The sequence below is a fragment of the Owariibacterium komagatae genome, from assembly GCF_045865535.1.
Taxonomy (GTDB): domain Bacteria; phylum Bacillota; class Clostridia; order Oscillospirales; family Ruminococcaceae; genus Ruthenibacterium; species Ruthenibacterium komagatae.
In genome coordinates, this window is the sequence record NZ_AP031406.1 from 1,435,673 (window position 1) to 1,457,821 (window position 22,149).

A 22,149-nucleotide genomic window follows, 5' to 3' on the forward strand; every position below is an offset into this window, starting at 1 on the left:
ACTCAAGTCTCCTTTTTTTCCTTTGGCAGGATCAAATTGAGTAAAATGGCAGAGAGCGCCACAACAATGACCTCGGAGCCGCCGAAGATCTGACCGATCCACGCCGGGCAGCCCGCGAATACGTTGGGCAGCTGGGGAATGCCCACCGCCAGCGCCACGCTGAGCCCCGCGATAAACGTGCTGCGGGGACTGAGTCCTTCCCGGGCCAGCATGCGCACGCCGGTCATGGCGATGGAGCCGAATACCGTGATGGTGGCACCGCCCAGCACCGGCTGAGGGATGGTGATGAGGATGGCGCTGAGCTTGGGCACAAGCCCCGCCACCAGCACCACGCCGCCCGCGATGCCGAACACCACCCGGTTGATGACTCTGGTGGTAACTACAATACCCACATTTTGGCCGGCGGTGGCCACGGGCACGCCACCCAGAATGCCGCCCAGCAGGCTGCACAGGTTGTTGCCGATGACGCCACCGGTGATCTCCGCGCTGGTGGCCGGCCGCTCAAAGGCGCCGTTGGCCGTGGCCTCAAACTGGCCAATGTCCTGCACGGCGTTGACCATGAACACAATGCCCAGGCTGATAATGGCATTCAGATGAAAAGCCGGCGCAAAGTGGAAGGGCTCCGGCAGCTGCACCCAGCCCGCCGTGCCCACTCCGGAGAAGTCGATGCCTCCCCACAGCACTGCGGCCAAATAGCCCACCACCATTCCAATCAGCGTGGCACTGGCCTTGACCATGCCTTTGCCGAACTGTCCGGCAACGATGACGGCCACCAGCGTGATCAGGGCCAGAATCCAGTTCCGTGCGCTGCCATAGGACGGGTCGGACGCGACACCACCCGCCATGTAGTTGACGGCGGTGTCGTACAGAGAAATGCCGATGGTCAGCACCACGCTGCCCGTGACGATGGGTGGAAACAGAAAGCGGATCTTTTTGAATATCAGACCCACAATCATGCCCATGCACGCGCCCGCGATCTGGGCGCCCGCCAGCCCAGCCATGCCGGACTGCTCCACAATGGTGCGAAGCGTGGGCAGAAAGGCGAAGCCGCTTCCCACCATGACAGGCAAGCCGCTGGAGATAAAGCCCTTGACGCCGAAGGCCTGCAGCAAGATGGCCAGCGCCGCCACCAGCAGGCTGCCCTGCACCATGATGATCTGGTCCTGTTCAGAGACGCCTGCGGCAGCCGCCACGATCATGGGCATGGAGATGCAGCCCACCACCATGGCCACCACATGCTGCAGTGCAAGAGGGATGGCCTCGCCCAGGGGCGGCACGCCGCTTTGGGTGTACAGCGCGCTTTGGGCCGTGCTTTGTTTGGTGCTCATTTGCGCACCTCCTTTTTGTAGAAGGTGTCGCGGATGGGCAGGCTGGTGCGCACCTGGCCGTCCACCCGGTAGGCGGCGTTGGCGCAGGCGGGCGCCGCCGGAATGGCGCTGATCTCGCCCACGCCCTTGGCGCCGAAGGTGTTCTGGTCGTCGGTTCCCTTTTCGATCAGGTGCACCTCAATGGGCGGCACATCCGTGGAGCGCAGCAGGCCCAACGTGCCGTACTTGCACTTCACATAGCCATTCTCCATTTTGAAATCTTCCGTCAGGCCGTAGCCCAGGCCCATGACCACGCCGCCCTCGATCTGACCGGCGCATGCCTGGGGATTGACCACCCGACCCACGTCGTGGGCAGCGGCCACACGGACCACTTTTTTGTTCTCGTCCATGACCACCACCTGGGCTGCGTAGCCGTAGGCCACGTGGCTGACCGGGTTGGGTTTGTCGGAGCCCATGGGGTCGGTGACGCCGGAGTACTCGCCGTAGAAGGACTGTCCCTCCAACGCCGCAAGGTCGCCGCCCGCCGCCTTCAGTGCCTGATCCAGCTGCTGCGCAGCGCGGCGGGCAGCCTCACCGCAGAACACCGTCTGTCGGCTGGCGGTAGATGTACCGGAGTTGGGGGTGATCGCCGTGTCGGCGCGCTCGTGGAAGATGCGCGCAGCGGGCACGCCCGTAACCGTGTGCACCAGCTGCGTGCAGACGGTGGCAACGCCCTGTCCCATGCAGGCGGCGCTGGTGCGGATGTGCACCACACCGTCCACCACGGCCAGCCGGCAACGGCCGATGTCGGGCAAGCCCACGCCCACGCCGCTGTTTTTCATGCACCCGGCAATGCCCGCGTAGGGACTGCTTTCAAAGACATCCTTCACCGCTTCCAGACACTCGGCATAGGCCGTGTCGTGGGACGCGATCTGGCCGTTGGGCAGTACCTGGCCGGGGCGGATGGCGTTTCGGTAGCGAATCTCCCAGGGGGAGATGCCTACCTTCTCAGCCAGCAGGTCCAGATTGACCTCCCCCGCAAAGCAGCTCTGGGTGACGCCGAAGCCGCGGAATGCGCCGCCCGGCACATTGTTGGTGTAGACGCAGATACCCGTGATGTCCACGTTCTGGAAATTGTACGGCCCGCCCGCATGAGTACAGGCGCGCTGAAGCACCGGCCCGCCCAGCGAGGCGTATGCGCCGCAGTCAGAAATCAGCAGCGCTTTCATGGCCACTAGTCTGCCTTCCTTGTCGCAGGCGGTGGTCACGTCCATCTCCATGGCGTGGCGCTTGGTGTGGATGTTCAAACTCTCCTGTCGGGAGAACTTCACCTTGACGGGTTTTCCGGTGGCCCAGGCCATCAGCGCCGCATGGTGCTGCACGCTCATGTCCTCCTTGCCGCCGAAACCGCCGCCCACCAGCTTTGTCTGGCAGCGCACCTTTTCCGGCGGGATCTGCAACATACGGCTGATCTCCTTCTGCTCGTCGTACACAGACTGGCTGGCCGTATACATCAACAAACCGCCTTCCCCGTCGGGAATGCCGATGGCGCATTCCGGCTCCATGAATGCATGATCCGTCATGGGGGTGGAGTAGTGCTGGGTGACCACGTAGGCCGCCTCGGCAATGGCCTTGTCGGCGTCGCCCCGGCGCAGCACCTGCTTTGTGAGGATGTTTCCGTTTTCGTGCAGTTTCGGCGCATCTTCCTTCATGGCCTCGCGGGGGTCGGTCAACGGCTCCAGCTCCGTGTAGGTCACGTCCACCAGGTCCAGCACCTCATCCAGGGTCTCCTTGTGGTTGGTGGCCACCAGTACGATGGCGTCACCGATGTACCGGGTGCAGTCGCCCTCGGCGATCAGCACGTCCCAGTCCTGAATGATGTGACCAGTCTTATTGAAGGGCACATCCTTGGCGGTGAGGATCTTCACCACATCGGGATGGGCCAGCGCCCGGGTCAGGTCGATCTTCTCCACCCGGGCCCGCGGATATTTGGACCGCAGCGCCTTGGCATAGATCATGCCCGGCACCACAATGTCGTCCACGAAAAGCCCGGTGCCCAGCACCTTTTCCGCCACGTCCACCCGGGGGAACAGATGGCCGATGCGCGCGTCGGACCCGTCGTCGGGCACGGGCAGGTTCTCCCGGAACATTTTGGCCGCCAGCAAAATCGCCTGCTCGATGCGCACATAACCCGTGCACCGGCAGATATTGCCGCGGATGGCTTTTTTCACATCGTCGGGCGTGGGGTCCAGATTTTCGTCCAGCAGGGCCTTGGCGCAGATGACCATGCCCGGAATACAGAATCCGCACTGCACCGCGCCAGTCTGTCCGAAGGCGTACACATACACGTCGCGCTCGCGCTCAGTCAGGCCCTCCACAGTGGTGATGTGCTTGCCGTCCAGCTTTTCCAGCCGAAACACACACGCTTTGGTTTTCTTGCCGTCCACAAGGACCGTGCAGGTTCCGCACGCGCCCTCGCCGCAGCCGTTTTTCACGCTGGTCAGCCGCAAATCATCCCGCAGATAATCCAGCAGTTTGCTGTTCTTTTCGGTGTGGTACTCCACACCGTTCACATACAGAGTGTACATGCCAGCCTCCTTATCGTTTCACATACCGTCCGGCGCATACGCCCGTGGGCTCGCCGTCCTTTGCCGCCAATTCCCCGCCCACATACACAGCGCGGGGCCGTCCGATCGCCTCAAAGCCCTCATAGGGCGTATAATCCACATTCTGGTGCTGCGTCGCTGCCCGAATGGTCCAGCGCGCAGCCGGATCCCACACGGTGATGTCCGCGTCCGAGCCCTCGGCCAGGCAGCCTTTACGCGGCCACATGCCGAACAGCTTCGCCGGGTTTTCCGCCAGCAGGCGGCACATTTCGGCCGCCGTCATCTCGTCCGTTGCCACAAAGCTCGTGTAGATCAGCGCCGGGCGGTGCTCGATGCCGGGCGCGCCGTTGGGGATTTTGGTAAAATCGTCTTTTCCCAGAACCTTCTGGGTGTCAAAGCGGTAGCTGCAGTGGTCGGTGGAAATGGTGTCGATCTCGCCATTCTTTACCGCCTGACGCAGCGTCTGGCGGTCGGCCTCGCTGCGCAGCGGCGGGCTCATGATGTACTTGGCTCCCTCAAAGCCCTCCAGTGCGTAGCGGGAATCGTCCAGCACCAGATACTGGGGGCACGTCTCCGCCCAAACCGTCTGCCCCGCCCGCCGGGCGCGGCGCACCTCTTCCAGACCTTCGGCACTGGACAGGTGCACGATGTGCACGGTGCTGTCCGCCAGCTTTGCCACGGCGCACAAGCGGCGGATGGCCTCGGCCTCCACCACCGGCGGGCGCGACGCGGGATGGCCCGCCGGTCCGGTGACGCCCCGTGCCAGCTGCTCCTGCTGCAGTTCGTTGACCAGCGTACCGTTTTCGCAGTGCACCCCCAGCACCCCGTGCAAGGGCTGCAAAGCGCATAGCAGCTGATACATCTGGGCATCATCCAGCCGAAGGTTGTCGTAAGCATAATATGCCTTGAAGGACGTGACGCCCCGCTCTTTCATGATCGGCAGTTCGGCGCAGGTGCGCTCATTCCAGTCCGTGACAGCCATATGGAACGCGTAGTTGCACGCGCACTTGCCGTCAGCCTTCTGATGCCAGGCATCCAGGGCTTCGCACAGTGTATGGCCCTTGTCCTGAGTGGCGAAATCCACCAGTGTGGTGGTGCCGCCGCACACCGCCGCGCACGAACCCGATGCAAAATCGTCGGCTGTGACGGTGGTGCCGCTGTCCATGTCCAGATGGGTGTGCCCGTCGATAAACCCCGGAAACACCAGACACCCCTGCGCGTCGAACACCTGATCCTGCGCGCCCGCCTCCAGGACGGGCGCGATTTTGGTGATGACGCCGTTTTCAAACGCCAGCTCGCCCCGGCGCACGCCGTCAGGCAAAACGAGCGTTCCGTTTTTGATGATGGTCACAGTGCTCGCCTCCTCACAGGCAGTAGGCATAGTCGCGCAGCACGGTCTCCATCAGCGCCTTCAGCGGCGCATAGGTGCGGGTGTCGTCGGCCAAAATCGTCTCGTATTCCTCCTGACCCAACCGCACCTTCACACGACCCGCGGCCGCGTCCAGCACGCAGAAGCCCGCGTTTGTAGAATCGGCCATATCGGCCTCGCTGGCAAACAGCGTGAATTTATCTTTGTAAGGCGCGCTGGCATAGGGGCAGAACACAGCGCAGTTGCCGCACTCGTTACACATTTTGTCCACGTGAACGATCTGCTCCTTATCCAGACCGGGCACGCGCACGGCGATGTTGGCCCGGTTCGGGCACACATCCACGCAGTTTTCGCATACGGTCTCACATCCCAGGCAGCGGGACGCTTCCGTCTTGGCGTCCAGATACCCGCGCAGCTGGGCACGACGGGCTTTCAGCTCCGCCGGGGCGGCGTTCAGCGCAAAGTGTACGGCTTCGCCCGCGCCCAGAATGTCCCGGGCTGCGGCAGCAGCGTCCGCAATAGCCTCTACCACAGTGGCGGGGCCGCGGCGCGCGTCGCCGATCACATAGACGCCGGCCGACTTGCATGCCTCATTCGTCACGGCGCGGCCGCGCTCGTCCACGGTGACGCCATTTTTGACAAAGTACGCCGTATCCACTTTCTCGCCGATGGCGGAGATCACGGTGTCCGCAGGGAGCTCCACTGTGCGGCCCGTGGGCTGCGGGCTGCGACGACCGGAGGCGTCGGGCGCGCCCAGCTCCATGACTTCGCAGGTCAGAACGCCGCCGTGCAGTGCCTTGGGCGCCATCAGATCACAGAACTCCACGCCGTCGGCAATGGCCAGTTCCAGTTCTTCCGCGTCGGCAGGCATGTAACGTTTGGTGCGGCGGTAGACCAGGCGCACGTGCTCCACACCCTGTGCGCGCTTAGCGGCCCGAGCTGCGTCCATGGCAGTATTGCCGCCTCCGATGACCACCACATTTTTGCCCAGATTCAGCGTCTCGGGCGCATTTTTCTGTTTTTCCAAAAATTCAATTACGTTCAGCGCAGCATCCCCTTCCAGATGCAGCGCGCCGTGCTCCCAGGCGCCGTTGGCTACGATTACGTGGGTGTAGCCCTCAGCCAGCAGGGCACGGGCATCGGCCACCTCGGTGTTCAGCTTCACAGTCACGCCCAGCGCTTCCAGCATGGAGGCATCGTTGGCAATGGCCTCGTCGGAAATGCGGAACGCGGGGATCACGTGCTTGACGATACCGCCCAACGAGCCGCGCTTTTCAAACACGGTCACCTTTGCACCGCCCCGGGCCAGCAGATGCGCCGCGGCCATACCAGCGGGACCGCCGCCCACAACAGCGACATTCGCGCCGCAGGGGGCACCCGCCTTGAGCGATTTGGCAAAGGATGCAAAGCCGTTTTCCGCAGCCTCCAGCTTGGCCGCACGGATGTGCACGGACTCTTCGTAGAAGTTGCGGGTACACTTGGACATGCAGGTATGGCTGCAGATGGTGCCGGTGATGAAAGGCAGCGGATTTTTCTCGCAGATCACCCGCAGCGCTTCCTCATAGCGGCCCTCGCCCACCAGGCGCAGATACTCGGGAATGTCCTGATGAATGGGGCACTGCTCGGCGCAGGGCGCGGTGAAGCAGTCGATGAGGGGAACGTCCTTTTTCATCTTACGGCTGGGCAGCGGCTTCACGGGCTTGACGTGGTGTACGTCCGTCTTGGCCTTGGCAGCCAGCGCGCTCAGAGCCTCCACGTCCACGCCATCGAACGCTTTGTACTCCATGTTCGTCAGGATGTCCGCGATGGGGCGCAGCCGGTTGTATCCGCCGGGTTTCAGCAGGGTGGTGGCCATGGTGATGGGCCACACGCCGCAGGCGAAAATATCCGCGATGTTGTACTGGTCCGCGCCGCCGGAATAGGATACGCGCAGCTTGCCGTCAAACTCTTTTTCCACGCGCTCGGCCAGGGAGATGGACAGCGGATACAGGCTCTTGCCGCTCATGTACATCTCTTCGCCGGGCAGCTCGCCCGCGGCGATGGTCACGGGGAAGGTATTGGTCAGCTTCACGCCGAACTCCACACCGTTGGCTTCGCACAGCGCCAGCAGACGGCGGAACATGGGGATGGCGTCGGCGAACTGCAGGTCCGCCTTGAAGTGATGGTCATCGAACACGATGTAGTCGTAGCCCATGTCGTCCATGGTCTTACGGGCAAACTCATAACCCAGCAGTGTGGGGTTGCACTTGATATAGGTGTTCAGCTTTTTCTCGGTGATGAGGTAGGTGGCGATGCGCTCGATCTCGTCGGGCGGACAACCGTGCAGGGTGGACAGGGTGATGGATGTGCAGATGTGGGGGTTGATGGCGTCGATGTACGCTGCGTCCACACCGGGCAGACGGTCCAGGTTTTCTTTCGCCCAGGCGGTGCACTCGGCCCACACGGCGCTGGCAGAAGCATCCTTCATGCCTTCGATGTACTTGTCGACCTTTTCGCTTTGAATGCCCGCTAAATCGTAGCCCACGCTCATGTTGAACACAAAGCCGTCGGGCGAGCCAAAGCCCATGGATTTCGCCAGCAGCTTGATGGCAAACCAGGCCTTGACGTACTCCTCGTAGGCCTGCGGCACCCGCAGTTCGGTGCTCCACTCCACGTTGTAGCACTCGTCCTCGGCCCGAATGCAGGGTTTGGACACGGGCAGGTCCTCGCCGTCGATGATCTGCACGGTCTTTACCTCAAAGAAGCGGCTTCCGCCCACATAGGCGGCGATCAGGTTCTGGGCCAGCTGGGTGTGGGGACCGGCAGCCGGGCCAAAGGGGGTCTCGACCTGCTCGGTAAAAATGGGCAGCGTCTTGCCGCTGGTGTGATGGTACAGTTCGCTGACGCCGAAAATCGTGCCCTGGGTACGGTGCTCCTCCAGCACCCAGTTCATCAGTTCTCCAAAGGGGATGGGACGCATGATATCACTCATAAACTCTTCCTCCTGTGCTCCGTTTTGATATTCCGTTATGCCGGGACGCACCCGGTCTTGTTCCTGTGTTCAGCGGCGTTCGTTGATGCGCTTCCACAAATCGGCGGCCTCTTCCCGGCAGTGAGCCAGCACCGCTTCTTTGTCGATGCCCACCAGCGTGCGGTTTTCCATGCGCACCACGCCGTTGATGATGGTGGTCACCACATTGTGCCCGTTGCACCCGAACAGCAGATGGCTGTTGACGTTTCCGGCCGTCATAGGAGTGAGCGGTGTGTAGTCCAGCACAATCACATCCGCATAAGCACCGGGGGCCAGCACGCCCACCGGCTTATTGTAGAAGCGCGCGGCCATGCGGCGGTTGTTTTCAAACAGCATGGCAGGAATCTCGCCCCAGGCCACGTTGGGTTTGCAGGCGTTGTGTTTGTGCAGTACGTTGGCCACCTTGTAGCTCTCCAGCATATCGTTGGTGTAACCGTCGGTTCCCAGACCGATCAGAATGCCCTTTTCAAACATTTTCAGAACAGGCGGGCAGCCCACGGCGTTGCCCATATTGCTCTCGGGATTGTGCACTACCATGGTGTCAGTGCTTTTTACCAGATCCATCTCGGCCTCGTTAATGTAGATGCAGTGGCCGCAGATGGTCTTTTCGCCCAGAATGCCCATATCGTGGAGGCGGAACATCAGGCGCTTGTTGTATTTGGTCAAGCTGTCGTACAAATCGTCGATTCCCTCAGCCACGTGGATGTGATATCCCGCGCCCTCCGGCTTTTCGGCAGCGCAGTATTCCAGCGTTTCATTGGAAAGGGTGAAGGGCGCGTGCATGCCCATCATGCCCTTAACCATGTCGGTATCATCCTTCTGAGCGAAGCGAATGAAATCCACGTTCTCCTTGACGGCAGCGCGCATTTTTTCCGCACCGTCCCGGTCGCTGATCTCGTAGCACAGGTTGGTGCGAACACCGAACTGCCGGGCACTCTCGGCCAGAGCGAACAAACTTCCGGCAATCTCACCGTAGCTGGCGTGATGGTCAAACACAGTGGTCACGCCGTTCTCAATGCAGTCCAGATAGGTAGCGTCGGCGCTGGCTTTGGAGTCCTTCAGCAGCAGATGACGGTCAATGGTCCACCACTGCTGGTCCAGTACTTCCAGAAAGTTGGTGGGATTATTGCCGCGGATAGTCAGGCCCCGGGCAAAGGCGGAATAAATGTGGTTGTGAGCGTTGATGAAGCCCGGCATGATCACGCCGCCCTTGGCATCCATAAATTTTGCGTCGGGGTATTTGGCCCGCAGTGCCGAAGTTTCGCCCACCTCGGCAATCAGGTTGCCCTCAATGGCCACACAACCGTTTTCAAGGAAGGTGTTGTGTTCATCGCGCGTGACAAGACGTCCGTTTCCCAGCAGATACATTTTCATTCTCCCTTTCTGTTTGCTCCTTATGTTTTTCGAAGCACTCCGCAGTTCCGAAACGGGCAAGCGGCCGTATCGGAACTAGGCCAAAACCGCATTTTATGCGATTTTGCAGCCCTTGCGCGAAGCACTCCGTTACAGCCGCTCTCTCAAAAATGATCCTTTTATAAGAAGAAGAAACAAAAAACAGCCTCTCTGCAACGAAAATCCGAGTGGACTTTCGTCCCGTCGGTCCAACCCTTGCGCGAAGCACTCCGTTACAGCTGGCTGTTAAAAATCAAACAATCTTCTTCACAATTTATGCAGCCTTCCGACTGCGCCTTCAGTATAGCACCACCGGAAAAGGCTTTCAAGGCAGGCGCCGCTTTTTCTATTTTCTAGCCAAAGCCACGCGCTCCGTACTGTGTAAATTCCATAAACTTTACTCTAAAAAAATCACGCTCCCCTGGCTTACAAACCCTTATGGAGCGCGACTTTACAGACTTTTTTCAAAAAATTTTTTCTCAAGTTCGGATAACGCTTCCGGAGTGTCCGCGTCCAGCAGTTCCCCTGCGAAATCCGCCTGGGTCAGGCGCACCTGCGCCCCCGTTTGCCGCGCCGCCGCCATGCCTCCCTGTTCGCCCGTCAGTGCACCCAACGCTCCGAACAGCCGGGCGGGAAACACCACCGGACTACCCGCGATGTCACCAAAGGAAAGGCGGTGCACATCTCCGGGCGCGCCACAAAAAGCATCCAGCAGGCGCACCATGCTGCGGCCGGTGCACAGCGGCTGGTCCCCCTGGACGAACAGGCAGCCGTCCATGCCTTCCATCTGCTCCATGCCCCGGCGCACCGTCTCGCTCTGAGCGCCTCCGCCATACTGCACCACGGTCACTCCTCGCCCAGCGCACAGTGCGGCCACGTCCTCGTCGCTGACAACCGCCACGATCCGGGCTAAATGCTCCCGGGGAAGACTATCCAACACATGTGCCAGCAGGGGCTTTCCCGCCAGATCCGCCAACAGCTTGTTGGCGCCGAAGCGCCGGGCTCGACCGGCAGCCATAATCACACAGCCGATGTTCATGCCTCTTCCTCCACTTCGTCCAAATCCAGCACAAAGCAGTCGTCCCGGGCACGCAGCTCGCACAAAAAAGGCGTGTCGGCCTTGCGGATCGCAGCCAGCACGCGCTTTTCTTCTAGCAATTGCCGCAGTTCGGACCGATACGCCTCGCTGCACTCCTCCAGAAAACCGATCTCGTCCACCGCGGCCCATGCGCCGGGCGCGCGGCGCACCACGCGCAGCATGTCCGCGGCTGGCCCGTCAAAGGCGTCTTTGTCCGGTGTCATGGGCCCTGTTTCTCTCCGGCCCACAATGCATCGCCGGTCTGTGCCGCGCTGGGCCAGTACCACGCACCGAGGCAGGCCATCCGTCCCACGCTCCACCTCGCTGCGCACGCCGGGCACCGGCGCACCGTCCAGCAGCGCTTCCAGCAGTGTGGTTTTGCCCGCACCCTTACCGCCTGTCAAAAGTAAACTTTTCCGGCCGGAACGTTGAAAAGTGCGTATTGTATAAGTTTTCAGCCATTTGAGTGCAGGATGTTTTGTAGGCTTCATACCGCATCAATAACTCCTTTGCGCCGGGCGTCAACATGCTTCCGCCACCGCCTTTACCGCCAATCTTGCGCTGAGTAAGCGCAAACCCAAACGACGCCTCCGCCCGCTTCATGATACCGAATGCCTTGGTATAGGCCATTCCCATGCGTTTGGCCGAGGCCCGCAGACTGCCCAGTTCATCGATACCACGCAGCAGCTGATACGGCCCCTCCCCGAAAAACTTTTCCCCTTCGTCGTCGCAGAAAAAGATTCCGAATTTCAGCTTCATTCCCGTTCTCCTCTTGTCATCAAAAAATATCCACTGTGGCACAAAATATCCACCGGACCGTAGATCCCGCTCAACACCCGCTGCAGCGCGTCTGGGTCCGCGTCCTTCACCGTCACATCGTAGGTCAGGCATCCGTCCCGCAGCAGGAGAAGTCGGTCAGCATAGCGCAAAGCGATGTTCGCATCATGACTGCACAGCAAAATACCCGCACCCTCCCGCGCCGCATACCCCCGCAGCCACTGCAGAAGGCGATGCCGGTTGTCGTAGTCCAGTGCACTGTCCGGCTCATCCAGCAAAAGGACTTCCGGCCGGCGCACCAGCGTGCGAGCAAACAGCACCAGCTGCCGCTGCCCCTCACTCAGAGAAAGGAAGTCCTCTTCGGTCCACTGGCCCGCCCCCAACTGTTCCAACAGCATCTCAGCCCGGCGGCGCTTTTCTTTGCCCGGATGCTCCAGCAGTCCCAGTACAGGGTTGTACCCCATCATCACCACGTCCAGCACACGCAGAGAAAGAGCGCACACGCTGCGCTGGGCCAGATATCCCAGATGCTGCGCACGGCGGCGCGGCGGCATTTCCCACAGGTTCGTCTTTTCTAACATACACCCTCCCGTGGCGTCCGTCAAGCCGCACACCGCCTTGAGAAGCGTGGATTTTCCCGAGCCGTTTGCCCCCAGCAGCGCGCACACTTCGCCTCGCTGCACCGCAAAGGAAACGCCCTGCAAAACATTGCGCCGTCCATAACCTGCCCGCAGGTCTGTGACCGTTAGAAGATCATTCATTCCCAATCCCCCTTTCGGCACATCAGCCAAAACAGGAATGGCGCCCCCAGCAGCGAGGTAATGATGCTTACCGGTATCTCGCTGGAGCCTATACTACGCGCCAGAATATCCGCGCACAAAAGCAGCACGCTGCCCGTTACCCCGGCCAAAATGGTGGAAGAGAATCGACTGCTGTGCATTAGAAGCCGTGCGATGTGCGGGGCTAACAGCCCAATAAAAGAAATCAGCCCCGTCACGCTGACCACCGCGCCAGTAACCAGCGTTGCCAACAAAAGCACTGCCCGTCGCATGCTCTTCACTGAAACACCCAGCATCCTAGCCTCGTCCTCACCCAAGCCCAGCAGCAAGATCTGCCGGTGCAGTACAAACAGACCTGCCAGACCTGCCATTGTCAAGGGCAGAACGCCCAACAGCTTGGTTAAAGTCACGTCCGCGAAGCTGCCCATAGTCCAGAACTCAATAGCCGCCAGCTGCTTTTCCGGGTCTGCCGTCAGCTTCAGCAGCATCAGCAGTGCCTGTGTTAAGGCGTTCACGGCAATGCCCGCCAGAACGATGCCCGTGATGCCCTGTCGGCGTGCAAACCCCGCCAGCGCCAGAACCGTCAGCACTGCTGCCATTCCCCCCGCAAAGGCCATCAGCGCCGTGAGCACAACCCCGCCACCAAACAGCAGAATAGCCCCAGCCGCGCCCACGGAAGCACCTGACGAAACACCAATAATATCCGGTGCTGCCAGGGGGTTCTGAAACACCGCCTGATAGACACTGCCAGCCACGCCCAGCGCAAACCCAGCCAGCATGGCCATACAGGTACGCGGCAGGCGCAGAGTGAAAAACACCTTGCGATCCATACCATCCGTCGCCAGCTGCATCCAGTCGATGGGATAACGCCCAACCGCCAGAGAAGCAGCAAAGGCAGCCCCCGTCAAAACGAGGGCTGCCGCAAAATACACTGTAAGAGTCTTTTGGTTTTTCATTTTATTTGGTCAGAAGAGAAGTATCAATTTCGATTCCGTAGAACTGCGAATAAAACGCCTCCGCGTCGTTGCAGAAAGTCTCAAAGGAATATACGTCCTCGTGCAGCACGGCCGCCATCCAGCGGCTGCCCAGCATGGCACTGGGCACCGGCGAATCCCACGCCTCAAAGGAAGAAGGCATCTGATACACCTGGCCGTTTTTCACCGCATCCAGCTGCGCCAGCTGCGGATCGTTCATCAGATCGTCCTTGGTATAAGAAGCCTCCGGAACAATGACGATCACCTGAGGATTCCACGCCAGAAGCTGCTCGTAGGAAACTTCTGCCCAATAATCATCCTCCAGCTCAGCCGCCACATTGTCACCGCCGCCCAGTTCGATCAGCGTGTTCTGGTACATCTTCGCACCTGCGGTGCTCAGATAGCTGCTGTTGCCCGCCAGATACACCGTGGGCCGCTGCACGCCATCCAGCAGTGCTTTCAGGTCATCCTCTGTCTGCTGGTTGTAAGCCAGCAGCGCATCGGCCTGCTCCTGCGCGCCCGTGGCTGCCCCCAGCATCTCAATGGTCTGGCGCAGCAGCGTCAGATCCTCGGGGTTCGCCAGCAGCACGGGAATGCCCAGCTCTTCCAGCGCCGACACCGTGTCCTTCAGTTTGAGCGGCAGCACTACCAGGTCCGGCTCCAATGCCGCGCAGCCTTCCAAATCAAATTCCTTTGCGGTGCCCACACTGGGCAGTTCCAGCAGCTCGGGCGCAGCCAGGCTGTAAATGGGGCGGCTATCCGCTTTTGCCTCTACGCCCACCAGTTTGTCCTGCTGGCCCAGCGCAATCACCATAGACGTAGTGATGTAATAACCGCTGACCAGCTTTTCGGGTTCCTCTTCGATGGTCACCTCACGCCCCGCCGCATCCTTGACGGTCACAGGAAAAGCCGCCTCTTCCTCTGGCGCCGATACAGACTCCGGCACAGAAATGCTCTCTGCAGACGAGGTATCGGAGCCAGGAGCATCGGACGAGTTCTGTGCAGAGCAGGCGGCCATGGAAAGCATTAAGACCACACTCATCGCCAGTGCCGCAATTTTTTTATACATGGGGATTCCTCCTTGAAAGCGTTATATTTTTATCAGTATAACGATAGTAGCATATTTCCACCATTCCGTCAAGCGCGCATCCGGTATAAATCGGAATGCTCTTCCCCCATCCGAAAGTCAATCCATTTTCAAATTTATATGCATCACGCAGCCACTCCCTTCAGTAATCTTTGATAATTCTTCGCAGAATCATACTGATACTTCAAGCACATCAACCTGCGTGGGAACGCCATCCATAAAAATGTGACATTGCGTCTGGCACGGCAGAATCGGGGACTGTATCAGGAAGTGCGCCGCATCCTGCAGGTAAACAAAGAGGAACGCCACCTTCGCGGCGGCATGGCCACCCGTCGGAAATATCATCCGGAACGTTCTGCGCAGTGACGTTTTTCACAGATAAAGGCTGGGCGCCCCCTTAAAGGGAGCACCCAGCCTTTTTTGTTTTGAACCGCAGCAAAAACGGAGCAGGATCACGCGTCCTGCTCCGTTTTTACGCCCACAGGCTCCCAGAAGGAGTCCTCGTTTTTCCAAAGTTGCAAAATCCGGTTCCGGCCGGATTCCCATCCGAACCCATCGTTGGCCAGAATCACACAATCTTCTTCCGGGCTGGACAGATCCGGCGAAATCTGCAAACTGAGGGAGCACGGCTGCACATCGTCCAGCTGCAGTTCCAGCGAAACCTCGCACTCCTGTCCATTGCTGATCTGATGCAGCTGCGGATGCTGAATCTCATATGCCTCGCCCACTGTTCCTGCCGAATCTTCCGTCAGCAGATACAGGTGAAAGCCGGCCGGAAGAGCCGCGTACCCGCTGTTTTTCAGCGTCAGGTGAACCTGCACCGTATCGGGTTTACACAAACGGGCGCTGACCGATGCCCCGCTGACTGAAAAGCGGTAGCCCAAATGGCGCTCGATAAAGGAAAAAGCACTCTCGCCCCCTGCACCGGGCATTTCGCTTTCCCGCCAGCTGTCCAAAATTTCCTGATTGTACATCTGGTTCAAATAGCCGATGTGCAGGCGCTGAAACTCCGCATGGGCATTCTCCGGCTCATTCCGGGCGCCGGGCGACGGCATCTCGCCGCCGTTGTACTGGTCCGCCAGCTGCTCATCCACCCACTGCAGCTCCTCAGAAAAAGACATTTCCGGATCATCGTACGTCCCCATATCGCTGTCGGTGGACAAAAGTGCATCGTTGTGCAGGCACAGCCGACCGGTCAGAATGCCCTGTTTCTGGGCCTCGCGCACAAAACGGGGCCGGCGAACCGCCACCGGGATCTGCTGTTCAAGCACCGCTTCCCACTGTTGCAGCACATACAGGCGGCTGGTGCGCTGCGCACTTTCGTCTCCCTGCAAGAAATGGCCGCCGTGCCACTCGCCGTACTCGCCCAGAAGCCCTGCCTGCACCGCCAGAAGGTTCTGCGCATGCGGGTTCAGCACCTGCGCGATCTGCGCAATGTGGGCGCCCACCGTCTCCAGATCATCCGGCTCGCGCACTGCTTCATCAAAGCCGTAAGCCGCCCGAAAGACCACCGCCGCATGTCCCTGCTCTGCAGCGCTCAGCGCCTGTTCCAGCTCCTGCAGCGTTTCATCCGGAATCGCCTGCTCGGCAAAATCGCGCAGGTCCAGCGTCAGCAAAATCACACGCACATCGCCGCTGATCTTTTCAATTTTCTGCCAGCGGGTGCTGTCCACCTGGATATAAAACCCCCGGGCAGGGTTGCGAAGCGTGCGGACCGATTCGGAAAAGGTCCAGCTTTTTTCCCACCGGAGCCGGGAAAAGGCAAAGGCGGCCGCCAGCGCCAGAACGACGAGAAGGAGAACGGCCGCCTTCCATTTTTTACTCAAAATAGTCGCCCGTGAATTCCACGATCACAGCGCTTTCCACGCCCGGGCAAGCGGAAAGCCGGTTGGTGAAGGAGGTGTTGTCCCCGCTGAGGCGCACTTCATACGTCAGCTCGGTATAGCCCTTGGTAGCTGTTTTGTTTTTCAGCACCTTTTTGATGGGCTCCAGTTCGCGCAGCACCGTATCCGTCGCCTCATCCGCATATTTGACGATCAGCAGATACAAATGGCGATGGCTGCGGATTTTCACCAGCAGAATGTACACCAGCGCAATGGCCACGGTGCCCATCAGCGAAATCAGATACAGGCCCGCGCCGCAGGTGACGCCCACTGCCACGGTCCAGAACAAAAAGCCCACATCCAGCGGGTCCTTGACCGCGGTGCGGTAACGTACAATGGACAGCGCACCGACCATACCAAGAGACAGAACCACGTTGGAACTGATGACGATTACGATGAAGCATGTGACCAGGCTGGTCATCACCAGCAGAATGTTGAAGTTGTTGTTGTAGATCACGCCTTTAAAGAAGAAGCGATAAACCGCATAGACGATCATGCCGCACACGAACGCCGACAGCAGAGACATGACAAAGCCCTCGGTCGTGAGGTTGCCCGTCTCCTGCAAAAAGCCGCTTTTGAAAATATCAGAAAAATTGGTCATCGATACAATATCCTCCTTTTATCCACCCGGCACATCACATATTTCGAGATGGCACACTTGTTGGTCATCGCCGTCTGCAGAATCTCAAGCACAAAGGACGGGATGAAATCATCGTATTTCACTTCCAGAACGATCAGGTCTTTTTCCAGCACCCGGCTGGTGACATAGTCTTCCGCAAACATGTCAAAGCAATCGGTGGAAGCGGAAATATCCTTGTCAAAGGTGATCCGCACATTGCCCTGCGGCAGGACGTAAGCTTCCCGCAGATACTCCACCGCAACCACCGGCCGCAGAAGCCGCAGATTGTGATAAGCCAGCAGCTGCCGGCACACCTCTTCCCGGCGCGACGCCAAAAAGCCATAGTCGTTTCGAAGAATGGCGTCGTACTCTGCGCGGGAGAGCGTTGCGCTGGTTTTGGAGATGTACTCGTCGTACTTGTACTTGCATTCCAGCTTGATCAGCGCGTCGCTGCGGTCATAGCAGCGCATCCGGTACTTTTTGCGGAACCGGATGCCGGACTGCTTTTCGTTCAGCGCCGAATGATGCAAATCGTCAAAATACAGGCTGCTGATGAGATAACCGTCCTCCCGTTTCATGTTCGGGTCCGGCTTGAGCACCACCCGCAGGCGGTTGCGCAGCGTATGATAGACGCTGGCGTTGATGTAATATTTCAGCTCATGTCTGAGCGTATGTCCCTGATACTGCATGCCGGCCTCCTCTATTCGATCACGAATTCCAGCAGGCCGTTGACGTTGTACCCCTTGATGTCCGTCAGCATCGTTTCAAAGCGCTCCATACTCAGCTGCTCGTGGCCTTCGCTGTCCACGGCGGTCACTTTCAGATAATAGGTGCCGGGCTCCAGTCCATCCTCCTTGGTGAAGGTGGTCTGCACCAGATCCGTTGCCTCGAAGATCATGTTCTGCATGTTGTAGTCTGTAAACACCTGCAGATTGTACGTCACAGGCCGGCCCTGATAGGAATAGGACGTCTCCCAGGCAAAATCCACTCCGCCTGCGGCATTCCGGACCGGTTTCGCCACGTACATGGGCGTGGGATACTGCATGGACTGCTCAAACATCTCGTAGTTGCTGAGGATTCCATCGTACAAACTGTCCAGATAGGCCGGCATCTCGCTGGGCGTCATGTCCAAAAGCTCAATGTCCGGTGCCAGAGGCAGCGTTTTCTCCAGAATGGGCTTGTAGGAATTGACCAGTTCCGTGACCCGGTCCCGGGTGATGTAGTTCTGCAGCAGCTCCTGCATTTTCTGCTCGATCTTTTCAATGCTGCCGTCCAGCCGCAGATAGCGGCGGTGGAGAACCGACTGGTTCAGCTTCTGCACGCCCCGCAGGGAGACCGGAAGCTTCATCAGCGAACTCTCATACTCGCCAAAGCGCAGGGTTCCGTCAAAGTCCCAGGGGACAAAGTACCATGTCTGAGAATTATCGGGATTGTAAATGATGAAGTTATGGTTAATGATGTCGTTATTGCCCATGAGCAGGTTGAAGGCAAGCCACGTCAGATAGTTTTCTTCGTTGAAATACGTGTAGAAGACCTCTTCAAAATCCGTGGTCTCGTCGTTCACAGCCTGCAGCATCTCCAACAGCTTTTCGTGGTCCTCCGCCTCGCGGATGGCCAGGACGGTCTCAAAGGCCTCCTCGTCGTAGCCGGGATCGTCCACGTCCTTCAGAACGTCGCTCAGCGCAAAGCTGAAGTCCCTCGCTTTGTACATGGAGCCGTTGCTGCTCAGGCCGCGCAGTTCAAGATATGTTTTGTTGGGCTGCTCGATCTGGGTGAACAGGCCGTAATACTTGAACTCCTGCTGGTCCTGCGGCACCGAAGTGTCCCGGATCCACACCCGCATAAAATAGGTGCGGTAGCTGAGGATGTCCGGGATCTGAGTCAGCAGGTCGGTCTCCAGCTTGGTGGCGATCTTCGTGATGTCTTCGGAGTGCTTGTTGATGTTCAGATTGCTCTGTCCGAAAAAGGTCTCGGCCTCTTCGTCCAGTTTGACCTTATAGCTTTTGTATTTATCGCCGCGGGAAGAGTTGCCGCGCACGCGAATGGTGGCGTTTTTCTGGTCCAGGCTCATCAGCGGGTCCAGGGTTTCGCCCTCATTCAAAATCTGAATGTTGCAGTTCAGCGTGGGGTTGTACGTGTGGTCGCGGGAAGTATGCTTGTCAAAGGCCGAAAAATCCAGCATGTTGCCATCGCTGTCCTTGGTGGGGAACACGCTGATGTACACGTCATAGATGTTGTTGTTCTGCTCATAGATGCCTTTGTCCTCTTCCAGCGGCACGCCGTTCAGCGCACTGTCTTCCAGCGTCCAGTCCTCCAGCGAAGAGGGCTGCGTCTCGGGCACTTTTTCCACGGGGATCTGGTTTTTCACATACAGCACCGCCAGAAGCACCGCCGCAGCCAGAACCACCGACACCAGGATGCCGGCGTTTCTTCTTTCAAACTTGTTCACAAAGAGTTCTTCCTTTCCTTATTTGCACATGAGAAATACGTTGAGATTTTTCAGTCTGCGCTTCAGGCACAAAAATGCCGCGATCCAGCCGGCCAGGCCGCCGATCAAAAGCGGCAGCGGATAGAACGGTGTGCCTGCCACCGAAGCCACCAGCGCCAGCACCGTGGTGACCGCCAGGAAAATGCACGGCCCGATGCAGGAGGCTGTATGGTCCTCGAAATAATACAGGAAGATGACGGTGAAATACATGCAGAACACACAGTACAGTCCCATGCTCAACACCAGGAAGGTGTTCAGGATGCGGGTGCTCACGTTCAGATACGGGAAGAAGATGTTTACCAGAAACACCAGCATGACCGTAATGATGAGCTGGACCTCATACACAAAGAACAGCTGATAGCGAATGACGTTGCACATGTTGTCCCGCTCTTTTTCAATCATCTCGTACGAACCGTGGTTCAGGGCGGACAGATAGCGAACGTATTTGTCAAAAAAGGCGGTCTCCGTCTTTACCACAAAAATGACCAGCGCCGGCATGTTCACCACAATTGCCAGGAACATCGCCATATCGTATTCCGGGGTGGTGCTGAATATGCTGATGGTCTGCTTCATGTCCGACAGCGCCCAATAGACGATGGTGGCGGCATAGAAGCCCAGCATGTAGCAAAAGCCGCTACAGAACAGCTTGGGAAACTGCCGGAAATAACTTACAAACGCAAAATAGTTCGTGCTGGGCCATCCGAACGCGCGCACGCAGAGAACCACCAGCAAAAAGTCGATCACAAAGAAGCCGCAGGTCAACGCCACGTATACCGCGGATACAATGTGCATTCCCAGCAGATGCCGGCACAGCAAAAAGACCGGGATGGCCACCACCAGGCCGGACAGATAGCTGACCGTCACTTCCTTGTACTCCTTCAGCGCGGAGACATAAATGATCAGATTGTAGGCATTGGCCGACAGCACGCCCAGCAGATAGTAGACCACCAGGAACGGAAGGCCGATGCCGCTTTTCCAGGCCATGCCCGCGCACAGCGCCAGCATATAAAGTCCCGAAATCACCGTGCTGAGCGTCAGCACGCCGAACACCGAGGCGCAGATCTCGCTTTCCCGCTTTTCAAACACGCAGTCGGAAATGTAGCGGGAGATGACCGTGCTGAACAGCGCCGAAACCAGAATGGCGCCCAGGAAGATGTACGACAGCGATGAGATGAAAAACCGGCTCTCCAGTTCCGGCGTATGGGCGCTGTCTACAAACCATTTCAAGAACAGGATGAGCACGGCAAACAGCAGCGAGGGGCCAATGGTGGTCATGGTGGCATAAATGGTGCCCCACACATTGGCCGCAAGCGTCTTTTTACCGAAGATTCTTCTCAGTTCAAACCCGATTCCCGCCATGTTGTTCCTCCCCCAGCTGATTGTACAATGCTCGATATTCCTTCAAGAAGAATTCCTTGCGATAGCGCTCACACACGCGTCTGCGCCCGGCCTGCCCCATTTTCAGCCGCTCTTTGGGGTGGGTGTAGCAGTACACGATGGCATCCGCCATAGCGGCGCTGTCCATCACCGGCACAATCAGACCCGCCGGATCTTCCCCGTTTTCGCCCTCCAGCAGGCCGCGGCAGTCGCCCACATTGGTGGCCACAAACGGCAGTCCTGCCGCCATGCCCTCCAAAATGGCCAGCGGCTGGCCTTCACTGATGCTGGAAAGCAGCAGAAGATCCATGTCGGCTAGATGCTCCATCACGTTGACCTGGCCCAGGAAGGAGACGTCCTGCACGTCCAGCGCCTGGACAAGCTCTTCACACTCCTGATAATACTCCGGATTTTCGCCGCAGTTGCCCATGATGTACAGACGTGCGGCCGGCACCCGGTCCTTCACGTCGGCAAAAGCAAGGATCATGGTTTTCACGTCTTTGATGGGCACCACGCGCAGCACCGCGCCGATGTTGAACCGCGCGGGATCGCCGGTGCGTTTGGCTGCCAGCTCCCCGAAGCTCTCCACGCTGACACCGTTGGGGATGATGCGGATCTTTTCCTCCGGGCAGCCCAGTTCCACCTGAAGGGTCTTGTTGACCTGGAACAAACTGGTGACCACCGTGGCCTGCTGATAGGCAATGAGGGACATCTTCTTGAAAAAGTCGATCCAAATTTCCTTGAAATCCTCTTCCACCCACTGGGCGCGGATGATGTCCTCTTCGCGCTCACGGGTGTAGATGCCGTGCTCGGTCAGCAAAAACGGGCGCTGCATGGCATAGGACACACAGCTTCCCAAAATGCCGGCGTATCCCGTGGAAAGCGAATGATAAACGTCCGCCTGCGGAATCTCGTCGGACAAAATATTCATCAGCGGGAAGTACATATTGCGGAAATTCCACAAGAACTGGAAAAAGACCTTTTTGGATTTCCGGCGATCGTATTCCTCCAGGCAGATCTGATAGAAGTCCTCGCCCATCAGAATATCTTCCAGACGGGTGCGGTACTGTTTGACAAATTCCAGCGTGCGCTTCCAGTCGATCTCCTCCGGCTTTCCCGCCACCAGCGCCTTCAGGACCTGATGGTCCTCCGCCGTCATCTGAACGCTGCGGTACTTTTTGTTCAGCGCCACTTCGCCCAGGTAAAAGGTGCGCAGCTCCTTGATGTTTTCCGGCATTTCGTAGCAAACTTCGGACATTTCCTCACGGTTGGTCGCAATGGACCAGATGACAAATTCCACATCGGAAAACTGTGTGCAGAGCATCTGCACCCAGCTGGAGACGCCGCCCGGTATGTACGGATAGCATCCTTCGCAAATTAAGCAAACCCTCATGTAACCACCT

The 22,149-nt window shown here is 58.7% G+C and carries 18 protein-coding genes; 1 reads left to right on the forward strand and 17 read right to left on the reverse strand.

The window, feature by feature from the left end:
• Nucleotides 1-2: 2 nt before the first annotated feature.
• The 11 genes from ACKTS9_RS07165 to ACKTS9_RS07215 form a co-directional block, all read right to left on the reverse strand.
• Complete coding sequence (locus ACKTS9_RS07165; protein WP_349215312.1) at nucleotides 3-1,328, reverse strand: uracil-xanthine permease family protein; 1,326 nt, start codon at nucleotides 1,326-1,328, stop codon at nucleotides 3-5.
• Nucleotides 1,325-3,895 (reverse strand): selenium-dependent xanthine dehydrogenase, encoded by a 2,571-nt coding sequence (gene xdh / locus ACKTS9_RS07170; protein WP_407879855.1) that lies wholly within the window; start codon nucleotides 3,893-3,895, stop codon nucleotides 1,325-1,327. The genes ACKTS9_RS07165 and xdh overlap by 4 nt, the downstream gene beginning before the upstream one ends.
• Before the next feature lie 10 nt (nucleotides 3,896-3,905).
• Complete coding sequence (gene hydA, locus ACKTS9_RS07175) at nucleotides 3,906-5,264, reverse strand: dihydropyrimidinase (RefSeq protein ID WP_349215311.1); 1,359 nt, start codon at nucleotides 5,262-5,264, stop codon at nucleotides 3,906-3,908.
• Between the two features lie 13 nt (nucleotides 5,265-5,277).
• Nucleotides 5,278-8,253, reverse strand: a complete 2,976-nt coding sequence (ygfK, locus tag ACKTS9_RS07180; RefSeq protein ID WP_349215310.1) for a putative selenate reductase subunit YgfK — start codon at nucleotides 8,251-8,253, stop codon at nucleotides 5,278-5,280.
• 69 nt (nucleotides 8,254-8,322) lie between these two features.
• Entirely contained in the window at nucleotides 8,323-9,660 is a 1,338-nt protein-coding gene (gene ssnA / locus ACKTS9_RS07185) for a putative aminohydrolase SsnA (protein ID WP_349215309.1), read from the reverse strand.
• Nucleotides 9,661-10,135: 475 nt separating this feature from the next.
• Complete coding sequence (locus tag ACKTS9_RS07190) at nucleotides 10,136-10,723, reverse strand: nucleotidyltransferase family protein (RefSeq protein ID WP_349216698.1); 588 nt, start codon at nucleotides 10,721-10,723, stop codon at nucleotides 10,136-10,138.
• The gene (locus tag ACKTS9_RS07195) at nucleotides 10,720-11,166 is read right to left on the reverse strand and encodes a nucleoside-triphosphatase (protein ID WP_349216697.1); all 447 of its coding nucleotides are present in this window, start codon (nucleotides 11,164-11,166) and stop codon (nucleotides 10,720-10,722) included. Before ACKTS9_RS07195 ends, ACKTS9_RS07190 begins: the two co-directional genes overlap by 4 nt.
• Entirely contained in the window at nucleotides 11,153-11,521 is a 369-nt protein-coding gene (locus tag ACKTS9_RS07200; protein ID WP_349216696.1) for a winged helix-turn-helix domain-containing protein, read from the reverse strand. The genes ACKTS9_RS07195 and ACKTS9_RS07200 overlap by 14 nt, the downstream gene beginning before the upstream one ends.
• Nucleotides 11,518-12,300 carry an ABC transporter ATP-binding protein gene (locus tag ACKTS9_RS07205; RefSeq protein ID WP_407879860.1) on the reverse strand — a complete coding sequence of 261 codons (783 nt, stop codon included), beginning with the start codon at nucleotides 12,298-12,300 and terminating at the stop codon, nucleotides 11,518-11,520. The genes ACKTS9_RS07200 and ACKTS9_RS07205 overlap by 4 nt, the downstream gene beginning before the upstream one ends.
• Nucleotides 12,297-13,274 (reverse strand): FecCD family ABC transporter permease, encoded by a 978-nt coding sequence (locus ACKTS9_RS07210; RefSeq protein WP_407879862.1) that lies wholly within the window; start codon nucleotides 13,272-13,274, stop codon nucleotides 12,297-12,299. The genes ACKTS9_RS07205 and ACKTS9_RS07210 overlap by 4 nt, the downstream gene beginning before the upstream one ends.
• A gap of 1 nt (nucleotide 13,275) precedes the next feature.
• Nucleotides 13,276-14,361, reverse strand: coding sequence for an ABC transporter substrate-binding protein (locus ACKTS9_RS07215; protein ID WP_407879864.1), 1,086 nt, complete (start codon nucleotides 14,359-14,361; stop codon nucleotides 13,276-13,278).
• Between the two features lie 231 nt (nucleotides 14,362-14,592).
• Here ACKTS9_RS07215 and ACKTS9_RS07220 point away from each other — a divergent pair, with 231 nt between their 5' ends.
• Nucleotides 14,593-14,745, forward strand: coding sequence for a sporulation transcriptional regulator SpoIIID (locus tag ACKTS9_RS07220; protein WP_407882091.1), 153 nt, complete (start codon nucleotides 14,593-14,595; stop codon nucleotides 14,743-14,745).
• A gap of 86 nt (nucleotides 14,746-14,831) precedes the next feature.
• Here ACKTS9_RS07220 and ACKTS9_RS07225 read toward each other — a convergent pair whose 3' ends face one another.
• Genes ACKTS9_RS07225 through pelF form a run of 6 tightly spaced genes read right to left on the reverse strand, consistent with a single transcriptional unit; the run spans nucleotide 14,832 to nucleotide 22,139 of the window.
• Complete coding sequence (locus ACKTS9_RS07225) at nucleotides 14,832-16,205, reverse strand: DUF4832 domain-containing protein (protein ID WP_407879866.1); 1,374 nt, start codon at nucleotides 16,203-16,205, stop codon at nucleotides 14,832-14,834.
• Complete coding sequence (locus ACKTS9_RS07230) at nucleotides 16,198-16,863, reverse strand: DUF4956 domain-containing protein (RefSeq protein WP_407879868.1); 666 nt, start codon at nucleotides 16,861-16,863, stop codon at nucleotides 16,198-16,200. The genes ACKTS9_RS07225 and ACKTS9_RS07230 overlap by 8 nt, the downstream gene beginning before the upstream one ends.
• Nucleotides 16,860-17,570, reverse strand: a complete 711-nt coding sequence (locus ACKTS9_RS07235; RefSeq protein WP_407879870.1) for a polyphosphate polymerase domain-containing protein — start codon at nucleotides 17,568-17,570, stop codon at nucleotides 16,860-16,862. The genes ACKTS9_RS07230 and ACKTS9_RS07235 overlap by 4 nt, the downstream gene beginning before the upstream one ends.
• Nucleotides 17,571-17,581: 11 nt before the next feature.
• On the reverse strand, nucleotides 17,582-19,330 hold the full coding sequence (locus ACKTS9_RS07240) for a CotH kinase family protein (RefSeq protein ID WP_407879872.1): 1,749 nt from the start codon (nucleotides 19,328-19,330) through the stop codon (nucleotides 17,582-17,584).
• An 18-nt stretch (nucleotides 19,331-19,348) separates the two neighbouring features.
• Nucleotides 19,349-20,728: an exopolysaccharide Pel transporter PelG gene (gene pelG, locus ACKTS9_RS07245; protein ID WP_407879874.1), complete on the reverse strand. Its 1,380-nt coding sequence runs from the start codon at nucleotides 20,726-20,728 to the stop codon at nucleotides 19,349-19,351.
• On the reverse strand, nucleotides 20,709-22,139 hold the full coding sequence (pelF, locus tag ACKTS9_RS07250; protein WP_407879876.1) for a GT4 family glycosyltransferase PelF: 1,431 nt from the start codon (nucleotides 22,137-22,139) through the stop codon (nucleotides 20,709-20,711). The genes pelG and pelF overlap by 20 nt, the downstream gene beginning before the upstream one ends.
• Between the last annotated feature and the right edge of the window lie 10 nt (nucleotides 22,140-22,149).